This window comes from Endozoicomonas sp. ALB032, assembly GCF_049310125.1.
In the GTDB taxonomy this organism is placed as follows: Bacteria; Pseudomonadota; Gammaproteobacteria; order Pseudomonadales; family Endozoicomonadaceae; genus Endozoicomonas_A.
Genome location: NZ_JBLYNW010000001.1, coordinates 4,524,994 through 4,545,252, shown reverse-complemented (window position 1 = coordinate 4,545,252; position 20,259 = coordinate 4,524,994). Strand labels below are relative to the sequence as shown.

General features: G+C 48.6%; 16 protein-coding genes. 8 read left to right on the top strand and 8 right to left on the bottom strand.

What is annotated here, in order from left to right; genetic code table 11:
• The first annotated feature begins 195 nt into the window (after positions 1 to 195).
• The 3 genes from ACO6VG_RS16975 to ACO6VG_RS16965 all read left to right on the top strand — a co-directional run bounded on the left by ACO6VG_RS16975 (position 196) and on the right by ACO6VG_RS16965 (position 4,566).
• The gene (locus ACO6VG_RS16975; RefSeq protein WP_422474439.1) at positions 196 to 1,713 is read left to right on the top strand and encodes an IS1182 family transposase; all 1,518 of its coding nucleotides are present in this window, start codon (positions 196 to 198) and stop codon (positions 1,711 to 1,713) included.
• Positions 1,714 to 2,092: 379 nt separating this feature from the next.
• The gene (locus tag ACO6VG_RS16970; protein ID WP_422133394.1) at positions 2,093 to 3,898 is read left to right on the top strand and encodes an AMP-dependent synthetase/ligase; all 1,806 of its coding nucleotides are present in this window, start codon (positions 2,093 to 2,095) and stop codon (positions 3,896 to 3,898) included.
• A 158-nt stretch (positions 3,899 to 4,056) separates the two neighbouring features.
• On the top strand, positions 4,057 to 4,566 hold the full coding sequence (locus ACO6VG_RS16965; protein WP_422137751.1) for a phosphoribosyltransferase: 510 nt from the start codon (positions 4,057 to 4,059) through the stop codon (positions 4,564 to 4,566).
• A gap of 71 nt (positions 4,567 to 4,637) precedes the next feature.
• Here the strand turns inward: ACO6VG_RS16965 and aroC are convergent, their stop codons facing one another.
• The gene (gene aroC / locus ACO6VG_RS16960) at positions 4,638 to 5,732 is read right to left on the bottom strand and encodes a chorismate synthase (protein WP_422133392.1); all 1,095 of its coding nucleotides are present in this window, start codon (positions 5,730 to 5,732) and stop codon (positions 4,638 to 4,640) included.
• Between the two features lie 90 nt (positions 5,733 to 5,822).
• Positions 5,823 to 6,827 carry a 50S ribosomal protein L3 N(5)-glutamine methyltransferase gene (gene prmB, locus ACO6VG_RS16955; RefSeq protein ID WP_422133391.1) on the bottom strand — a complete coding sequence of 335 codons (1,005 nt, stop codon included), beginning with the start codon at positions 6,825 to 6,827 and terminating at the stop codon, positions 5,823 to 5,825.
• Between the two features lie 206 nt (positions 6,828 to 7,033).
• On the opposite strand from prmB, the gene ACO6VG_RS16950 reads away from it, so the two are divergent.
• Complete coding sequence (locus tag ACO6VG_RS16950; RefSeq protein ID WP_422133390.1) at positions 7,034 to 7,594, top strand: Smr/MutS family protein; 561 nt, start codon at positions 7,034 to 7,036, stop codon at positions 7,592 to 7,594.
• A gap of 70 nt (positions 7,595 to 7,664) precedes the next feature.
• Here ACO6VG_RS16950 and ACO6VG_RS16945 read toward each other — a convergent pair whose 3' ends face one another.
• Positions 7,665 to 8,576: a patatin-like phospholipase family protein gene (locus ACO6VG_RS16945; RefSeq protein ID WP_422133389.1), complete on the bottom strand. Its 912-nt coding sequence runs from the start codon at positions 8,574 to 8,576 to the stop codon at positions 7,665 to 7,667.
• Between the two features lie 273 nt (positions 8,577 to 8,849).
• On the opposite strand from ACO6VG_RS16945, the gene ACO6VG_RS16940 reads away from it, so the two are divergent.
• The gene (locus tag ACO6VG_RS16940; protein WP_422474817.1) at positions 8,850 to 11,138 is read left to right on the top strand and encodes an RING finger domain-containing protein; all 2,289 of its coding nucleotides are present in this window, start codon (positions 8,850 to 8,852) and stop codon (positions 11,136 to 11,138) included.
• Between the two features lie 226 nt (positions 11,139 to 11,364).
• Here the strand turns inward: ACO6VG_RS16940 and ACO6VG_RS16935 are convergent, their stop codons facing one another.
• A complete protein-coding gene (locus ACO6VG_RS16935) occupies positions 11,365 to 11,532 on the bottom strand; it encodes a hypothetical protein (protein WP_422442386.1) in 168 nt (55 codons plus the stop codon).
• 653 nt (positions 11,533 to 12,185) lie between these two features.
• Here ACO6VG_RS16935 and ACO6VG_RS16930 point away from each other — a divergent pair.
• The 3 genes from ACO6VG_RS16930 (at position 12,186) to ACO6VG_RS16920 (ending at position 15,087) form a co-directional block, all read left to right on the top strand.
• Complete coding sequence (locus ACO6VG_RS16930) at positions 12,186 to 12,584, top strand: RING finger domain-containing protein (RefSeq protein WP_422474815.1); 399 nt, start codon at positions 12,186 to 12,188, stop codon at positions 12,582 to 12,584.
• A gap of 229 nt (positions 12,585 to 12,813) precedes the next feature.
• Positions 12,814 to 14,097, top strand: coding sequence for a cytosine deaminase (gene codA / locus ACO6VG_RS16925; protein ID WP_422137747.1), 1,284 nt, complete (start codon positions 12,814 to 12,816; stop codon positions 14,095 to 14,097).
• Between the two features lie 183 nt (positions 14,098 to 14,280).
• Entirely contained in the window at positions 14,281 to 15,087 is an 807-nt protein-coding gene (locus tag ACO6VG_RS16920; protein ID WP_422133384.1) for an ion transporter, read from the top strand.
• A gap of 209 nt (positions 15,088 to 15,296) precedes the next feature.
• Here the strand turns inward: ACO6VG_RS16920 and sthA are convergent, their stop codons facing one another.
• The 4 genes from sthA to ACO6VG_RS16900 form a co-directional block, all read right to left on the bottom strand.
• Positions 15,297 to 16,691 carry a Si-specific NAD(P)(+) transhydrogenase gene (gene sthA, locus ACO6VG_RS16915; protein ID WP_422133383.1) on the bottom strand — a complete coding sequence of 465 codons (1,395 nt, stop codon included), beginning with the start codon at positions 16,689 to 16,691 and terminating at the stop codon, positions 15,297 to 15,299.
• A 248-nt stretch (positions 16,692 to 16,939) separates the two neighbouring features.
• Positions 16,940 to 17,185 (bottom strand): (Na+)-NQR maturation NqrM, encoded by a 246-nt coding sequence (nqrM, locus tag ACO6VG_RS16910; protein WP_422133382.1) that lies wholly within the window; start codon positions 17,183 to 17,185, stop codon positions 16,940 to 16,942.
• Positions 17,186 to 17,340: 155 nt separating this feature from the next.
• Entirely contained in the window at positions 17,341 to 18,462 is a 1,122-nt protein-coding gene (locus ACO6VG_RS16905; RefSeq protein WP_422133381.1) for an FAD:protein FMN transferase, read from the bottom strand.
• A gap of 277 nt (positions 18,463 to 18,739) precedes the next feature.
• A complete protein-coding gene (locus ACO6VG_RS16900; protein WP_422474813.1) occupies positions 18,740 to 20,212 on the bottom strand; it encodes a carotenoid oxygenase family protein in 1,473 nt (490 codons plus the stop codon).
• Between the last annotated feature and the right edge of the window lie 47 nt (positions 20,213 to 20,259).

The following is a 20,259-nucleotide window of genomic DNA, read 5'->3' as shown; positions in this document are numbered from 1 at the left end:
GACGGCAGAAAATTGAGGATGAAAATTCGGTTTTGTGAGGAGAATAGCGAGCTATTTGACGAACAAAAGCGGATTTTCAGACCAATTTGCTGCCGCCGCAGTAGGGCAGTCTATTCTCGGTCAGGCTCCTAGCAGCCTGACCGAGAATAGGCTTATCTGTTATGATAAGCCTTAAACCAACTCTGATTATGCCAAATGTCACCACCACCAAAGTTTAAGGACAGTCCTGTTGAGTTTGATCAGCATCTGCTGTTCCCAACCAACGTTTTCGATTTGCTTCCCAAAGATCATGATTGTTTTATTTATGAAAGCATTTTTCAGAACATTAATACGTCTGAAGTCGAAAAAAAATATCACCACCTTGGTCAGCACGCATACCCTCCAAAGCTCATTGTCGCTATTCTGATCTACGCATACAGCCATGGTGTTTTCAGTTCCCGTGAGATTGAGCGACGGTGTCGACAAGACTTGGCGTTCATGTATATCTCACAAATGAACTGCCCGAATTTCAGGGTTCTTGGTGACTTTCGTAAGGATAATCTGTCGTTTTTCCATGACTGCTTCAAACAGTCAGTCAAACTGGCCATTGAACTCAAAATGGCATCACTGGGTCATATCAGCCTGGACGGCTCCAAGTTCAAAGCCAACAGCTCAAAACACAAGGCCATGAGCTACGGGAGGCTCAAAGCGAAAGAGGCAGAACTCAGTGCCGAAGTGGATGAGCTGATCAAAAAAGCCAGTCAGTGTGATCAGGAAGAAGATGACGCCTACAAAGCAACCAATGGTTACAGCATTCCTGAAGACCTCCAGTTTAAAGAAGAGCGCCTGAAAAAAATCAAAGAGGCCAAGAAAGCACTTGAAGAACGTGAAAAAGCTTTAAATCCAGACAAACCAATAGACGACAAAAAGCAGATCAGTTTTGCAGATCACGATGCCCGCATGATGAGCAAGAAGGGGTATTGTGAGTACAGCTACAATGCTCAAATTACAGTTGATTCCGATAACCAGATCATTGTTGGCCAGCATGTCAGCCAACACGCCAACGATGTACAGGAAGTGGAGCCGGCGCTGAGGGCATTATCAGGAGCCACTGATGGCGCGGCTGTAGATAAGTGGAGTATGGATAATGGTTACTTTTCAGGGTCAAACTTACATACAGTCGAGCGACATGAGATTGATGCCTATATCGCAACCGACAAGGCGGAGAAGCCTGCCGCTGACGACCTTGAAAGCTCTGACAGGAAGTTTGTCAAAGCGGATTTTGCGTATGATTCCGAAGCTGATGTATTTATCTGTCCGGCAGGGGAAAAGCTGGTAACGAACCCGGCCAGCAAAAGCAAAAGAAAAAGCTACCGGGCAAACAAGACGGTATGCAGGGAATGCCCTTATCGTCGGAATTGCAGTGATTCAAAGAAAGAGGCTGGCAGGGTTATCCGTACCGATAAGTTTGAAAAAGCACGTCAGGCTATGAATAAGAAAATGGAGACAGCCGGTGCGAAAGCCATATATGAGCGTCGTAAAGTTATTGCGGAGCCACCATTTGGACAGATAAAAGAATCTGGTTTCCGAGGGTTCAGTCTCCGCAGCAAAGAAAAAGTTTCAGCGGAATTTTCACTGGTATGCACTGCGCATAATATCAAAAAATTTGTAAAAGCGGCTTCCACGAGGTCAATCCGTCTTGAAGATTTGAAAGAGGCTAAAAAGGCAGCATAGAGGCTGTGAGAAGGCATAAATATGCAAAAATGAGCAAAATCCCACTAATAATTGGATATTTTTTGCTCATTTTAAGATTTGGGAAAACTTCTGTTGGTCTGGTTGCGCTATTCTCGGTCAGGCTCCTAGGAGCCTGACCGAGAATAGCGCCCGTCTAGGCGACCCCGTAGCGAGGACGCTTAAGTCCGACAGGCTGCTAGAAAACTGATATAAATCAAATAGTATTTATCGTTACTGCTGTAATATTCTTCGCCGCAAACGAAAGCATTGAAAGCAGGCTGCAACCTGTTTGATGCTAAATAAAATCAGCCATAAGCAGAAAGTGTCGTTTTTTGAACCGAGAAAACAGTCACTTCTATAATATGTATATTGCTTGCCAATGAATGATAATCCTCCGTCGCACCTTGTCAGCCTGATTCGTCAGCGCTCAAATAACCATTCCCGTCAAACGGCTATTCGTTTCTCTGAAAATCATCAATGGCAATCCATGAACTGGCAGCAGCTCGGAGAAAAGATCGATTGCGTTTCCCGCTCTCTGCTAACAGACAATCTGCCGATTCAGACTAATATCGGGATCTGGTCACAGAACCTTCCCGAATGGACTATTGCAGACCTTGGCATTTTGCAGACTCGCTGCGTCACTGTGCCCATTTACCCAACCAATACCGCTGAGCAGGCTCGCTACATTATTGAAGATGCCGGAATTTCCATTTTGTTTGTCGGCGAACAGGAGCAGTTCGATAGCGCGCTGAAGCTTCTGGACCATTGTGAATGTCTGGAGAAAGTTATTGTATTTGACTCCCGGACTAACCTGAAAGGCTGCGATAAAGCACTGTATTTCAGTGATTTTATGGCCAGTGCTCCCACTGAGTCCGAATTATTGACAGAACGCCTGAAAAATCAGGCTCTGGACGACCTCTACACCCTGATCTATACCTCGGGCACCACCGGTCAACCAAAAGGCGTTATGCTCGATTACAACAGCATCGGTGCATCGTTTGAGTCACATGATCTTCTGATTCATATTGACCATACCGATGTATCCATAGCGTTTTTGCCTCTGAGCCATATTTTTGAAAGGGCCTGGAGTTATTACGTTCTGACCCGGGGCGCTGTTAACTGCTACCTGAAAGATCCGACCAAAATTGCAGAAATATTGCCCACACTGAAGCCAACGGTGGTCTGTGCAGTACCACGCTTCTACGAGAAGATTTATACCGGCGTGAACACCATGGTACAAAAGGGCTCTCCGCTTAAGCGCTTTATTTTCAAGACGGCTATGAAAGTCGGTCTCACCACCATGGAATTGAAGCGCCAGGGCAAGACAGTACCCGGTTATCTGACAAGCCTGAACCAGCTGGCTGACAGAATGGTGTTCAGCAAAATCAAAGAAAAGCTGGGAGGGCGTATCCGTTTCATGCCCTGTGGTGGTGCCCGGCTGGATGACGAAATCAACCGTTTTTTCCATGCCCTTGGCATCAATGTCAAAGTGGGTTATGGCATGACTGAAACCACGGCAACTGTTACCTGCTTTCGCGATACGGGTTACCAGTTTGGCAGCTGCGGCTCACCGCTCCCCGGCACTCAGGTTAAAATCGGGCAGGAAGGCGAGATACTGGTGAAAGGCCAAACCGTCATGCGCGGCTACTACAAAAAGCCGGATGAAACAGCCAAAGCCTTTGATGCCGATGGCTGGCTAAAAACCGGCGATGCAGGTCTGATCGATGAGACAGGGCAGCTTCGCATCACCGAGCGCATCAAGGAGCTGATGAAAACGTCCAACGGCAAATATATTGCACCTCAATACATAGAAGGCACTTTGGGCAAGGATCGGTTTATTGAACAGGTTGCCATCATTGCTGATGCCAAAAACTATGTTTCTGCTTTGATAGTACCTGCTTTTGAAGCATTGGAAGAGTATGCAAAAAGCACTGACCTGAAATACGAAAACAAAATGGATCTGATCCGCAATGCGGATATCCGGGCTATGTTCCAGAAACGCCTGGATCACATTCAGAAAGAACTGGCCCGGTACGAGCAGGTTAAGAAATTCACTCTGCTGCCTCGTGAATTCTCCATCGAAACGGGAGAGATCACGCCAACACTGAAATTGCGCAGAAAGATTATCATGGAACGTTTCCGCAAGGAAATCGAAGCCATGTACCAACCGGTCACGTCACCCTGACACCAAGGCAGGCCATTCTCAAACCGGATGGCCTCTTAACTTAATGCTGCAGTGGAAAGCCCTACTTGGCTTATCAATATTAAATCGCCTATCCTTCCCTGCTTCAGTTTTATTAGCCTGTCAAAAGACTCTTCATTCATCTAAAGGTTTAAGTGCTCATGGAGCAATATAATTTCACCTATAACGATATCCATAACACCATTCGCGCCTCAGCGGAAAAGATCAGAGCCTCCGGATTTGAGCCTGATTATCTCCTGGCCATTGGTGGCGGTGGTCTGATTCCAGCACGCATCATGCGCACCTATATCAACAAACCGATTCTGATTGTATCCCTCTCCCGCTACAGTGACGAGACAGGTACGGCGCCATCAGAGACACCGGTCAAACTACAATGGCTGGAAACAGACACCAACCTGGATGGTAAAAAAGTTCTGGTCATTGATGAGGTCGATGATGAAAGAACCACTCTGCAGTTCACACTGAATCATCTGTACGACACACACCCTGAAACCGAGTTTGCTGCCTTCGTCGTGCACAATAAACTGAAAGAAAAGAAAGGCACACTGCCAGAGAGGCTGAACCACTTCTTCACTGGTGAGGACATCCACGACCACTGGATTAACTACGCCTGGGATGCTGAAGACATTGATCAGTTTGGCAAAAAGTAAGCCACTGAAAGCCGTTGAATACTCATAACACAACCCCCGACCCCTGACAGAGGGCCGGGGAACGGAACGGTTCAGGCCTGACCCTGAATAACCGGAGCCGGACTGACCACATCAGCATTCTGGGCACGTTGACGCATCAGGTGATCCATCAGGGTGATAGCCATCATGGCTTCAGCAATGGGTACAGCACGAATTCCGACACAGGGATCGTGACGTCCCTTTGTGACCACTTCAACAGGTTCGCCTTCCATATTGATGCTCTTGCCAGGCGCAGTCATGCTGGAAGTGGGTTTCAGGGCAATATGGGCAACAATATCCTGACCTGAGCTGATACCGCCAAGAACACCACCGGCTGAATTGGACAGGAAGCCTTCTGGCGTCAACTCATCACGATGCTCTGTTCCCTTCTGGGCTACAGAGTCGAAGCCATCGCCTATCTCAATACCTTTGACGGCATTAATGCTCATCAGAGAATGAGCCAGGTCGGCATCCAGACGATCAAAAACCGGTTCACCCAGTCCCGGCATCACACCTGTAGCCATCACGGTCACTTTGGCCCCGGTAGAATTACCATCACGACGCAAATCATCGATCAGTTTTTCCATGGCGGGCACTTTATCCGCATCCGGGCAGAAGAAAGGATTGTTGCGAACTTCATCCCAGTCAATCTTGTCGATACTGATCGTGCCCAGCTGGGACAGATAACCTTTAATTTCGATGCCCTGACTTTCCAGGTATTTCCGGGCAATCGCACCGGCTGCAACACGCATGGCGGTTTCACGAGCAGACGAGCGTCCGCCGCCACGGTAGTCACGAAAGCCGTATTTGTGGGTGTAGGTATAGTCAGCATGGCCAGGACGGAAACGATCCATGATATTGGAATAATCTTTGGAACGCTGATCCACATTTTCGATAAGCAAACCAATGGGGGTGCCGGTGGTTTTACCTTCAAAAACGCCGGACAGAATCCTGACCTGATCCGGCTCACGACGCTGCGTCGTATATTTAGAGGTACCGGGCTTGCGCAGATCGAGATCCTTTTGCAGATCGGCCTCACTCAGAGGTATGCCCGGAGGGCAGCCATCCACTATACACCCCAGGGCAATACCATGGGACTCACCAAAGGTCGTAACCCTGAAAACCTGGCCTATGCTGTTGCCTGCCATTTCAACTTCCCCCTCCTCTGACAGTTGTCCGTCGTTGCTCCCGTCAGGGATTTAATGCTCTACTGTGAAACCTTTTTCCAGAAAAAGGTTTCAGTCATTCATAGCTGTTTCAGCCTGCTTTCTTTGCTCACGGCTGCTAAACAGAGGCTGATATTTACGACAGCTTCCGGCATCCAGTATCAGGATGCCATGACCACCTGCCTCAAACTCCGGCCAGATAAACGGCACATCAGGATACTCATCTCTCAGGGCCCAATGACTGTTACCTACTTCCAGAACCAGCAAACCCTTTTCATCCAGAAAGTCTGCGGCACGCGCCAGAATAACGCGGGCCATATCCAAACCATCTTCTCCCGCTGCCAGACCGAGCTCCGGCTCGTGGCTGAACTCATCCGGAAAATCGACCATATCTTCAGCATCCACGTAGGGTGGATTGCTGACAATCAGCTGATACTTTGGCTTTTCCGGAGCATGATCGATCGCTTCAAAAAGATCAGAACGAATGGCCTGAACCCTGCCCCAGAGCTCATGACTGTCGATATTGATACCCGCCACTTCCAGAGCGTCTTCTGATATATCCAGTAAGTCGACTGTGGCTTGAGGAAACTCATGGGCCGCTGCAATACCAATACAGCCGGAACCTGAACAAAGATCCAGCACCCTTTCAACCCGGATGTCCATCAACCAGGGTTGAAACTGATGCTGAATCAGCTCGGCAATCGGTGAACGAGGTACCAACACTCGCTCATCAACGTAATAGGGTTGACCACAGAACCAGGCCTGATTGACAAGGTAAGCCAAGGGTTTGCGTTCTGAAATTCTGCGCTCGATCAGCCCTGCCACTCTCTCCTGCTCATTCAGGGAAAGTCGGCAGTCCATGTAGGGTTCCGGCAATTCCCAGGGCAGCTGTAGCACCTGAAACACCAGATGAAAAGCCTCATCCAGAGCATTATCACTTCCATGCCCGAAAAACAGCCCGGCTTCGTTAAATCGTGATGCTGCCCAGCGAATGAAGTCCCGGATACTGACCAGACCATCATAGGGCTTGATGGCTCTGTAGGACTTGCCGGTATGCGTGTCACTGATTTCAGTCACTCTCTCTCCTCTGGGTCACTTTCAGGATCTCCCCTGCAAAACCGCCATAAGGTAGCATATTCAGGCACAGGCAAAGAACCACTTTTTCGCCGCAAACGGCTCCGAACAGCTGCCACGGTATTAGTCAGACCACAATTAGGGTTAGAATACCTCTATTTCAGGCTACCGGGAGCCTGTTAAGTCTGTTTAAAAATGAGCGCAGAGTCATGACCGAAAACGATAACGACGATCAGGAAGGCCTGTTCAAAGAAGCCATGATGGACGTGCGGCCATTGAAGAAAACCAATCGCTCTGCTGAGCTCAAAAAACCAGCGACTAAAGTGCCCGACTGTACACTCAGAGCTCGTCGGCAGTCTGCTCAGATGGAAGACAAGCCGGGCGGAGCCGCTCTTTCGGAAGCCTGGGTTGAACCTATAGAACCAGAGCAAAAACTGGTATACAGCAGATCAGGCATTCAACATACCCGTATGCGCCAGTTACGCCAGGGATTACTGCCTATCCAGTATCAACTGGATCTCCACGGTTACAGGATCGAGGAAGCCAGAGAGCTGATTTCAGAGTTTCTATTGTTCTGCCGTAATGAAGGCATGCAATGCGTTCGAATTATCCATGGCAAATCACACCGCAGTACCAATCGCCAGAACACCCTGAAAAGTCATGTCAATCACTGGCTGCGACAGCTTCCGGAAGTCCTGGCATTTTGTTCAGCACCCCCTTCAGAAGGCGGGACCGGGTCGCTTCTTGTGCTTTTGAAGAGAAAAGCCTGATAACCCTTCACAAACACCTTCAGCACTCAGCCTCACTAATAGGTTGAGGTTTTTTTCAAACAGAGGAAACTTATGCTTCCAGGAGAATGGCAGACTCCTCCTGGTGACGGGATTCCCATTGATCCAGGGCATCAATAGCCAATTGTCTGCCCACAGCCGCGATCTCGTTAAAGCGATGGAATTCGTAGAACTGACAGATGTTTCGAGGCACATTGACCAAGACATCTGGCTGGTAGCCCGCCATTTTATATCGGGAAAGTGACTCCTGCATCACTTCCATGGATTGGTTGGAAATTTCCATCAGGCTCATGGAAGCACTGAGTTCATCCTGAGACTTTTTACTCTCATTGACACCTACAAACTTGTCAATAAGCCCGTCAAAAATGGATTTTTTCTCCTTCTCTCTCTCTTCAGCCCCGTCATTTTTCTGAAAAGGTTTGCCCAACAGATCAACAGCCACCACCATATCGGCCAGAGCGGACCCTGCAGGTGCCATTGGCAAAGGATTAAGCACACCGCCGTCTACCAGCACCTGACCATGTATTTCTACCGGACTGAACAAAGAAGGAATGGCACTGGAAGCACGAATAGCCGTCACCAGATCACCACGCTGGAACCAGATTTCCTTGCGATAAGTCAAACTGGTAGCCACCGCTGTATAAGGAATCGGCAGATCTTCTATACGACAGTCACCAATAATATCGCGCATGCGTTCAAAAAGACGGTCACCCTTGATGACGCCCGGACGCCCCAAAGAAATATCCAGCAAACGGATAATCTCGAACGAATCAAGGGTCTCGGCCCATTGACAGTACTCATTCAGTTTACCCGTAGCCCATAGACCACCGATCAGTGAGCCCATGGAAGAACCGGCTATAGCCGTAATTTTGTACCCTCTGGCCTCCAGCTCCCGAATGACCCCGACATGGGCATAACCCCGGGCACCACCACTGCCCAAGACCAGAGCTACTCTTTTTGTCATCGCTCTTGTGTCCTTTGAATTGCTTGCGTTGGGCAATAGCATGAACCCTGTCAGCCCTCAGGTCTATAGGGTCTGGATACTTTGAGTTATCGGTAATGACTGAAGTCAACCAGCACTCTGTTTCGATCCAGACAGCAGGTTTACTCAGACTGGTTTTTGTTTTTTTCCCGGGAGATGGCAAGGTATTGCGATGAGTATGGTCGAAACTGTCAGGCTAGCCTGCCCGCAATCTGAGCTACACTCAGCCCTGACTAAAGGAAGATGGAAATTTGAGTGCAAATTAAAACAGTGATCTTTCTTATAATCGGGACGCTCTTGATCTCTTTGGCAGTCAGTGGATTTGGTGATAGCCGTTTTCAAGGACGTCTGCTCATCGTCACAAACAGGGCGCTTGACCAGGAGGCTTATCTGATAACAAATTTTGTCTTCTTTGTGCCTGAAGACTCTCTGGCCTTGTTTGAAGAAATGCTGGTCGCTGCAAATGCTACCCACATTGGCAGGGTGCCAATAGACGAAGTTTCATTCAACTGTTATCTACTCAATCGCGATAACATTGAAACTCCCTCAACGGAACAAGGAAACTTCTTGTGCATCAGCCCTGCATTGCAACTGGATAGAACTGACAGTGACGAGGGTGACCTGGCTACAGGTAAGGTTTCTGAGGAAGCAGAGAAAAACGGCATGAGCTTCGCATTGCCAGAATGGCCCGCATTAATACCTGAACCCAACTTGCGATTATCAGGGGGAGGCTTTCCATTTGACCCACCACCGCCTTCTCCTCCTTTTATGCCGGGTATTCCTGCCAAGGGATTTTTTAATCTGCCCGACTGGCAGTTTGACTACCTATTAGCTTTGGCCCGGATCAGCCAGTGGCTGAAACAATGGCTTCATAATGGGTATCCCACCACTTCCGGTAAATCCCGACAATTCGTCAGGGCAACAGATTTATCTGCGGCTTTGGATGGAATTAAAAAGGCACACAATAAATCCTTATTCCGCCAAATGCCGTTAGATGCCTCAGAACTGCTTGCTCAACTTCCAGGGAAAGGTTTGTCCGGCTATTCGCAGATACATCAGTCAGAGACAGTTATGTTGTATCCCGTATTTATACTACCAAAGTCTGCGTCAAACAGCTTTGAAGAAGCGCAAGGGGTTGAATATGTTGGAAGAACTTGCAGCATATGTCTGACTAATTTTGAGGAATCTGACGACGTGGTGAAAACGTCATGTTCGCATTTGTTTCATATAGACTGTCTGAAACTGTGGTTAACGACAGAAATTGATGAGCGAACAGTTAATTCCTGCCCGGAATGTCGACATGATCAGGGCGCTTTACATGGTTTTTTGATCCATAAAGAAAACACTGTCAACCAAGAGAGACTAGTCAGCTTTGCTCGTATCGCACTCCAAGAGGTTGCTCAAATTGTAACGGAAATGCAGGCAGGGAGAAGAACCTGGCCTGAAGATGAAGAGTGTACCTATGCAAGGTTGAGCACTGCAATACGTAGCAATGATCCGGCCATTACTGAGCAGGCACGAGCACTTAGGCCATTGGTTAATTTTTACTCTGTGCAGCAGCTGATGTCACAACTGCGGGCAGGTAGAGGAACCTGGCCTGAAGATGACGAATATATCTATTTAAGGTTGGGTAGTGCAGAACGTCGCAATGATCCGGCTATTGCTTTGCAGGCACAGGCACTCAGGCCAATGGTTAATTTGCACTCTGTGCAGCATCTGGTGTCACAAATGCAGGATGGGAGAGGAACCTGGCCTGAAGATGACGAATATATCTATATAAGGTTGAGAGGTGCAGAACGCAGCAATGATCCGGCCATTGCTGAGCAGGCACAGGCACTCAGGCCATTGGTTAATTTGTACTCTGTGCAGCATCTGGTGTCAGAAATGCTGGCAGGAAGACGAACCTGGCCTGAAGATAACAAACATATCCATGCAAGGTTGAAAAGTGCAGTACGCAGCAATAATCCAGCCATTGCTGAGCAGGCACAGGTACTCAGGCCATTGGTTAATTTGTACTCTGTGCAGCATCTGGTGTCACAAATGCAGGATGGGAGAGGAAACTGGCCTGAAGATGACAACACTATCTATGCAAGGTTGAGAAGTGCAGAACGCAGCAATGATCCTGCCATTGCTGAGCAGGCACAGGCACTCAGGACATTGGTTAATTTGTACTCTGTGCAGCATCTGGTGTCACAAATGCAGGATGGGAGAGGAACCTGGCCTGAAGATGACAACCCTATCTATGTAAGGTTGAGTAGTGCAGAACATAGCAATGATCCTGCCATTGCTCAGCAGGCACAGGCACTCAGGCCATCGGTTAATTTGTACTCTGTGCAGCATCTGGTGACACAAGTGCTAGCAAGGAGAGGAACATGGCCTGAAGATGACAACCCTATCTATGTGAGGTTGAGTAGTGCAGAACGAAACAATGATCCGGCCATTGCTGAGCAGGCACAGGCACTCAGGCCATACGTTAGTTTGTTACACCGTGAAGTATCCGGTGTCACAAGTGCAGGCAGGGAGGGGAACCTGACCAGAAGATGACAACCCTATCTATGCAAGGTTGACCAGTGCGGAACCTGGTAATGATCCGGTCATTGCTGAGCAAGCACGGGAACTTAGGCCGCTGGTTGATAAATACCGTCGTAAGTCGTCAGTCAAGTGCTTCCCTGAAGATAGCCATCGCTTCGAGCAACAGACAACCACCTTGGCAAAAGCTGGTGGAGAGCGTTTAAAGCACTTTCAAGTCCGATGGTCAATGACCTTGTTATCATGGTTTGACGGCTGTTTTTAAATAAGAAGTAATTTGTGGTTTCACGACCAGCTTCATTGTCAACTTAATAGTGAATTCAGCAGCTACTGCCGCTACTTTTACCTTTCGGTCAGGTAATTTCCCACAAGAATTAGCGGCTGCAGCGAGGCTTTTAGAAATATTCACCAAACCTCTGGTGGCGGACCGGAATGTTATGTCAGAGACGCCCTTTGGCATCAAATTCTCTTCAACTTGACAACTCCTTACCTCTCGGACCCGGAATCTTCCTGAGTCACCCTGGGCAATGCCATTAACCTGACAGCCCGAGTTTGTTCTTAAATGGGCAGGCCAGTTTTGACCGCAAAGTTTTTCCAAGATCATACTAACATCCTTGTCATAAGACTTAGCTTCGATACTTTAACAATAGGAATTTGGTTCAGATCTCACAATTAGATCAAAGTATTACTTGTTGCCTCTCCTGATGTGGGCTGGTAGTGCTTTATTTACTGGCTGACTAAATATTAAACAGTGAAAACGGGGCGTTAAAAACATTCTCTGTCTGTTGCTTAGAACCTTCTCAGCATAAGAGCTTTTCTAAGTACCTGGCCAGTTGGTTTCGCATATTCTGGCGAGTGGATTTTTTCATCCTTCAAGGCGCAACGACGGGCGCGTAGCCGTAGCTACGCAACCAGAGTTGGAACGCAGAAGGGTGGAAAAAGCCGCCGTCCAGAATATGCGAAACCAACTGGTTAGGTACTTATATGCACAGGGAACTAAATGCATAGACAATGATCTAAAACTATAAGCCATTTGAAAAATCAGAGACAGGAGTATGAGATATGAACGGAACCACACCACCCGGCACACCACCCGGCACACCACCCGGCACACCACCCGGCACACCAAGTCCGTCAGCACCTTATCAAGAGCCCACCGACAATTGCCCTGTTTGTCTCGAATCCTTTGCCGGAAGGGAAGTCAAGGTTCTCGAAGATTGCCGCCATATGTTTCACGAAGACTGCCTGGCGAGGTGGCTATCGGACAATAATATCTGCCCTATGTGCAGAACCAGTCTCAGGGGAAGGGAAGTACAACCAGTGCCTGCCATGCCATTGAACTTTCTAGATTTGTTGCTTCATCAGCCAATCTACTTCGAGTTCACTCTATCTAGGCAGCAGAGATTGAGTTGGCCAGAACATTCAATCAACTCACCCAGAGTTGACGCTCGTTACGGCTAATTAAAAGAAATCACTGTGAAATTCCCTTGGGTCACTTGGGTTGCTACTTTCTCAAGTTTTCGCAGTGGTTCCTGTTTTGACGAATGAATGGGATCGGGCCACTCTTTTTCTATCTGGAAACTGTTGTACCATTAGCCCGACTTGGAGGTAATGGTGCATTTCGCCTTTATATGTGATGCTTTATTCTAAAAAACCGCCCTATTCCGGCAAAAGCGGGCTGAGGTATATCATGCGTCTTGAAAATGTGCGTCTACATCAACAGGAAGGCCTGTTTGATATCCTTTTTAATCAGGGCATGATCCTGAGCGTTACTCCCGCCGGTACTCAACGCCAGCCTGACACTGATAGCCTTGACGCCGGGGGTAAGCTGGCACTCCCTCCCTTCATTGATCCTCATGTCCATCTGGATACCTGTCTAACGGCAGGTGAACCCGTCTGGAATCGCACAGGCACCCTCTTTGAAGGGATTCAAAACTGGTCTGAGCGCAAGAAAAACCTGACTCACGACGACGTCAGGCAACGAGCCAGAAAAGCACTTGCCTGGTATATAGGTCAGGGCGTGCAGCATGTTCGCAGTCATGTTGACACTACCGATCCGGGTCTTACCGCAGTTCATGCTCTGCTTGAGCTGAAAGAAGAAGTTAAAGATCTGATTGATATCCAGCTGGTCGCCTTTCCGCAGGAAGGCATCCCATCTTTCCCTAAAGGTGCAGAGCTTCTCGAAGAAGCCATGAGACTTGGCTGTGATGCCGTCGGCGCTATTCCCCATTTTGAATACACCCGTGAATATGCTCTGGACTCTCTCAATACCGCCTTTGACCTTGCCGAAAAATACGACAGCCTGATCGACATTCACTGCGATGAGATAGACGATGAACAATCCCGATTTGTCGAGACTGTTGCCTGTCTGGCTCTGGAACGCAACATGGGTCAGCGTGTGACTGCCAGTCATACTACTGCCATGCATTCCTATAACAACGCCTATGTCGTGAAGCTGATGCGGCTGCTGAAACGGTCAGGCATACACTTTATCGCCAACCCGGTAACCAACCTGAACCTTCAGGGGCGAATGGATTCTTACCCGAAACGCCGTGGTATTACTCGTATACCAGAACTGCTTGAGGCCGGTGTAAATGCTTGCTTTGGTCAGGACGACATTGTTGACCAATGGTTCCCGATGCAGGGCTGTAATATGCTACAAGTGTTGTTTACAGGTCTGGTGGGCTGTCAAATGACAGGGCTGGATCAGATAAATCAGGGCATCGACCTGATTACCACTAACAGTGCGAAATGCCTGAATATTCACGACCAATACGGGATTGAAGAAGGGAAACCCGGCAACCTGATTGTTTTGGACTCCGAGACCGTCTTTGATGCCATCAGACGTCAGTCAGTGGTAACCCACTCTTTCCGCAACGGCCAGCTGATTGCAGAAACCAGACCCGCAGAGTCGTGCATTAGGGCTAATCACTCGCTGTCTGGCCCTATCGATTATTCTTTCTGCCCTCAATAAGCTTTTTATCTGATAGACACCAGGAGAAGCAGATACTTAGAATCTGCCTGCTGAAAAAATACTTGCCTCCCTCTTGGGGAGGCAATGTTATTCACGGTAGAATAACTGCCTTAAAATTAAAACATAGCCCGGTGCAGTCGCATCCGGGGCAGTCAACCCGCCCTTTTTAATCGTAACCAAACCATGAAAAACAGCGATTTACAGGCTCGCTTCAACGCCATACGCTCCAACAAGATATTTGAGCTCTTTGTCGTTAGTATCATCATCTTCTCTGCCCTGGTCATTGGCGCGAAGACTTATAAGCTGCCACCGTACCTTGAAGGCACTATCAGCGTGCTGGACGTCGGTATTACACTCTTTTTTCTGGTGGAAATACTGATCCGCTTTTTTGGCGAAGAGAACAAAAAGAATTTCTTCAAGTCCGGCTGGAATCTCTTTGACACCCTGATTGTGATCGTCAGCCTGATCCCGGTCAGCGATACCGAGATGGCTCTTGTGGGTCGATTAATCAGAATTTTCCGGGTACTGCGGATGATATCTGTCATCCCCGAGCTTCGACTGCTACTGAACTCACTGCTGAAAGCTCTGCCACAACTGGGTTATGTCATGTTGCTGATGTTCATCATTTTTTATATCTACGCCGCTGTTGGCAGCACCTTCTTCCTGAATATCAATCCTGAACTCTGGGGTAATATCTCCATCAGTATGCTGACCCTGTTCAGGGTCATGACTTTCGAAGACTGGACCGATGTCATGTATGAAACCATGGCTGTCTACCCACTGAGCTGGGCCTACTATCTCAGTTTTATTTTCTTCACGACCTTCGCCTTTCTGAACATGATCATTGGTATTGTCGTCAACGTTCTGGAGGAAGAGCGTCAAAAGGTGCGCAGTGAAGAAGAAGCTATTAAGAATGAGGGTCAACCCAACCTTGAAGATTTGCAGCAACAGCTGACCGAAATCAAATGCCTCCTGCAAAAGAAAAGCTAATCATCGGGTCTCTGCCAGACTGTTTAGCCTGGCAGCCTGTCGGACTTAAGCGTCCGTAGCGAGGATTGCAAGAAATTGAGGATAAAAATCTCTGTTTCTGAGGAGAATAGCGAGCTATTTGACGAAGAAACAGAGATTTTTAGACCAATTTATTGCAACCGCAGTAGGACAGTCTTAAGTCCGACAGGCTGCTAGCAGGTTGGAGATACTCAGAACAAACGGTTCAAACCATCCAGAGTAGCCACACGGTAGGCTTCGGCCATAGTGGGATAGTTGAATGTGGTGTTCAGGAAGTAGCGGATATTGTTAGCTTCCCCTTTTTGGGACATCACAGCCTGACCGATGTGTACGATCTCCGATGCCTGGTCACCAAAACAATGGATACCCAGCACTTCACCGGTCTCGCGGTGGAACAGGATTTTTAGCATACCCACTGTTTCGCCGGTAATCTGGGCCCGGGCCAGCCTCGAGAAGAAAGCTTTGCCCACTTCATAGGGCACAGCAGCAGCTGTCAACTCTTCTTCGGTTTTACCCAGCGAGCTGATTTCCGGAATGGTATAGATACCGGTCGGTACTTCGTTGACAAAACGCCACTGCCCGATATTTTCCATATTACCTGCGGCGGACCTGCCCTGATCATAAGCGGCACTGGCCAGGCTGGGCCAGCCAATCACATCGCCCGCTGCATAGATATGATCAATCTCTGTCTGATAATTCTCATTAACAGACAGCTGTCCGCGGCTGTTCGGCTTCAGACCTATCAGTTCAAGGCCCATATCCTGAGTATTGCCCGTTCTGCCATTGGCCCACAATAGAATATCCGCTTTCAGCTTCTTGCCTGATTTCAGGTGCATCACTACGCCGTCATCCAGCATTTCCACTTTCTGGTATTCTTCATTGTGACGAATAATGACGTTCATTTTCCGCAACTGGTAGCCAAGAGCATCGGAAATCTCCTTATCCAGAAAAGAGAGCAGACGATCACGGGTATCCACCAGATCCACCAGCACACCCAGACCAGAGAAAATGGAGGCATACTCGGAACCGATAACACCCGCTCCATAAATGATCATCCGGCGTGGAGTAGTGGTTAGCTGAAGAATAGAATCACTGTCGTGAATCCGTGGATGACGGAAGTTAACATCTGCAGGCTGGTAAGGACGGGAGCCGGTGGCAATCAGAATATTGGACCCGTGAAGTTTTTCGACATGGCCATTATCCTGCTGAACCTCAATAGTATGCTCGTCAACAAAGGAGGCATGGCCAAAATAAAGATCAATCCGGTTTCGGGCATAATATAAGGTGCGGGACTGCACCTGCTTCTGAATGACGCGTTCAGCCGTTTTCAAAACCTTGGGAAAACTGAACCAGCGGGGCTCACCAATTTCACGGAACATGGGATTGGTATTGAAGTCCATGATCTGTTTGACTGAGTGCCGCAGAGACTTGGAAGGTATGGTACCCAGATGGGTACAGTTACCACCTACAAAGGCATTCTGCTCAACGACTGCAACCTTCTTGCCCAGCTTGACAGCATTCATTGCCGCCCCTTCGCCCGACGGCCCGGAACCCAGCACAACCAGATCGTAGTGACTTACACCCATCCTTTAACCCCTCAAAGCGATCCGGGCAGCATTGCATCAGGTCATGAACTCTGTGCCCAGAGGTTCATGACACTGCAAGGCTCCCATATTTTTATTAATTTTCTCAGAGGCTGCCCACAAACTTTAAGGGAACAGCCTCTTAACCTTCAATACAGAAACAATCGGTCATCCGTATTGGGAAACTCCGGTTTTTTCCGGATATTGCTCGCACTCTTCCTGCAGAGCAGAAAGCCCGTTCAGAGAGCAAATCAACTCTTCTTAACAGTCTTTTCGGCAGTCGCATCGTAAAACAGATGCTCCATATCCCTATGCTGACCTTCAGAGAAAGGATCGTTCTTGTCCCCACCGCCACAGATCATGCAGCCATCCTTCAGGCCAAGGGTGCTCAAACCACCACAGGACCCCTTGATCGGCTTGTTGGCAACAATTACACCAATGGCCATCAGGGCCATCAGTAGCAAAAAGATTCCAAATGTAATCAGCATCAGTGTCATGATATTGCCCTCCTGAGAAGAGGCCCGTAGCTAAAGAAAACACTCTTATTTATCTAGCACCGCTCGGGCACTGTTAATTTTATATGACAGTTTTTCATTGCAATAAGTGCTCTGTCGTTTGCAATGGCAGCCAGGGTTATCGGCCTGGTCATCACTCAATTCTGTTCTGGCAGAAAGGGTTTGAATGCATCACTGCTGACCGCTTCAAAACCCTTTTCAGTATGATAGGTGAAGTAGGCTGAGATTCCCTCCCTGTTGGCCAGCTTCAGACCTTCTTTATCACCTAAAACCATAAACAGGGTGGCCAGTGCATCAGCCTCAGCTGCATTATCCTCAATCACAGCCACTTCGGCCAGACGCCCCATTTCAGGATGGCCGGTTCGGGGATTGATCGTATGGGAATACTTCTGGCCATCCACTTCAAAATAATTCAGGTAGTCGCCCGATGTCGCCATGGCCCTGTTTTCCAGCTCAACAATCAGGGCCGGATTACTGCCGATCATAGCTGGACCACGGATACCCAACTTCCAGAGAGAGCCATCCGGTTTAGGGTCACCGACTATGACCTCACCACCAATCTCAACCAGATAACTGTTAATGCCTTCTGACTTGAGCAGATAAGCCACTTTGTCGACACCATAACCTTTGGCAATGGAGCTGAGATCCACAAAGACGTCTTTGGTTCGGGTCAGCTCATCGTTTCGGGTATCTGCGATAACCGCCTGATAACCCACTTTAGCCTGAGCTGCAGCAATCTCTTCATCAGAAGGCAGTTCAGCCGGATAATTATTGATCATCCATTCTATGTATTCCGGAGCTTTTTTATCACCGGAACCGGACGATTCTTCTTTACTTTGTGAGGCTTGCCTGCTGGCATCGGAAGGGCCAAAACCCCACAGATTTACCAGAGGACCCACAGTCACATCGTAGGCACCATCCGACATGCGGGAAACCACCAGACTTCTCTCGACAAGATCCACCAGCTCATCGGAAGCCTTGAATGGCTTCCCGATTTCGGCGCGGTTGAATTGCATCAACTCGGAGTCTTCACGGTAGGTAGACATGCTGTCGTTGATCTCTTCCAGCAGCCTATCCACCTGCTTTTTAACACTCCCTGTCGAATGGGAAAAAGGCGTTGAAACGTAAGTAATACTGTAGGTAGTGCCCATGGTCTCACCCTTTATATGCTTCAGGGTAGGACGCAAAGACAGAGCATAAAAGCCAGCAGCCAGAAGAATTAAGCCGATCAACAGTGACCACTTATAGGATTTGGACAACAACCTGTTCTCTCCCGTAGACACTGGAAATGCCGTTCTGACACCTCCAGAATTCGTTCAAGGGGACGCAGTGTACCACCGGGAGTGTTGCATCGTCATCCGTACAGAGCACCAGAGCGCTTTCTTATCTGACCAGACCATCAATATTGACTGGTCTGCCAGCCGGAGCACATCTGAATACCCTTCTCCAGATTGCTCTCAGGTGTCTTTCCGGTCAGGTTCATGATCTTTTGTCAGGTCGGTCAGATAAAAACACTCTCTGGCTCAAAAGCCCCTGCTATTTTTGATACGATCTAATCGTTGGTCCGTCAGCCCAGGTAGCGTGGGTACCACTACTGATACGGTGCGGAAGCACAATGCGGCAAAGGCCTCCTGCTTCTAAATCTCTGGCATCGATCAACACACACTCCGAACGGTTTTCATTCATATCCGTAATGAAGGTCACCAGGTAACCGTCGTCTTCATCTTTCGCGTTGATACGCGGTACAAAGGGCGCTTCACTGCCAAAGCGCTGTTCACCAAAGGGCAGGCTCCAGGACTCACCGGTCTGAGTATCATGCTTGACAATGCCTGAGAAAATAAACATATCGGGCTCACCCCAAACGGAATACACGAATCGAGATTTCTGGCCAGCGTACTGTTGATTAAACGTGCCGAATTCCAGATCCCGATCATCCAACCTGCCCTCAACAACCTCACCTGTTACCAGGTTAAATCGCCAGCGATACAGCTTCGGCTGAAGATGATTCAGGGCCAGCTGAGCCATCAGTTTACCAGCGCCTTTGGGCAAGCCAGGAATGGGACCCGGATTGGGGTTTTCCTGAAAATACCCTTCCAGAATAACTTCATCACCCTCTTCGTAGGCATTAAGCCAGTGCAAAACATAAGTCGGCTTTGCTTCAAACTGAACAATGTCTTTCTCGTTACCGAACCTGGGAATGATAGAAAATCGCGAAGGCAACTCAGGGTAATAGCAAGGGAAGTGAATATTGTCTTCCAGCAGCACGGGGTCCCAAAACAGTGGCAGGTCGGCAAAAATCGAGTAGTTTTCAGAGAATGCCATGTCATGGGGCAAGCGGGGACCGGGTAGCGGCACCGGTGTGAAGTGCACCAACTTGCCGTCACGATTAACGACACCGTAGTGTTGATAAGGTGGATACCTGGAATAATTGAAGAACAGCATCTCACCCGTCTTTTCATCGACTTTCGGATGGGCAGATATCCCATCAATGGGTGCCCAGCTAACTGTGCCCAACTGTTCAAGGGTATAGGGGTCCAGCTGATAACCGTCACCGCATTGCCAAAATGTGGAAATGATCTTGCCTGCGTGAACCACCACGTCCGTTGATGAACCATCTTTCGAACTGCCCTGAGCACCAACCCCCGGGCGCTTCGACATCTTGTGGTCATTGATAAAACCAGCCCAAAGCGCTTCTCCGGCCTCCTGCTCGGCGACAAACCCCTTGGTGCGAACAAAGCGGTTACTGTATTCAGCCTTTCCATCGCGAAATGACATCGCATGAATCATGCCGTCAGCATCAAAAGGGTGGTAATGACCGATGGGTTCCTGCACAGGATTTTCAGTATTTCTTACATATACGCCGTCTATATCGGTCGGTATTTCCCCAATAACCTCCATATCACAGGCCGTGTATTCCGTGAAATTGGGAGTCCAGGCACCGCTTAGATAGGGGTGTGAACTGGGCTTCAGACTGTGTTTGACCTCGTTCTTATGGGTAATCTTCATCATTTACCCCCTTTCCGGGCTAGTGAAATACTGGGCTCTGAAGGAGCGTG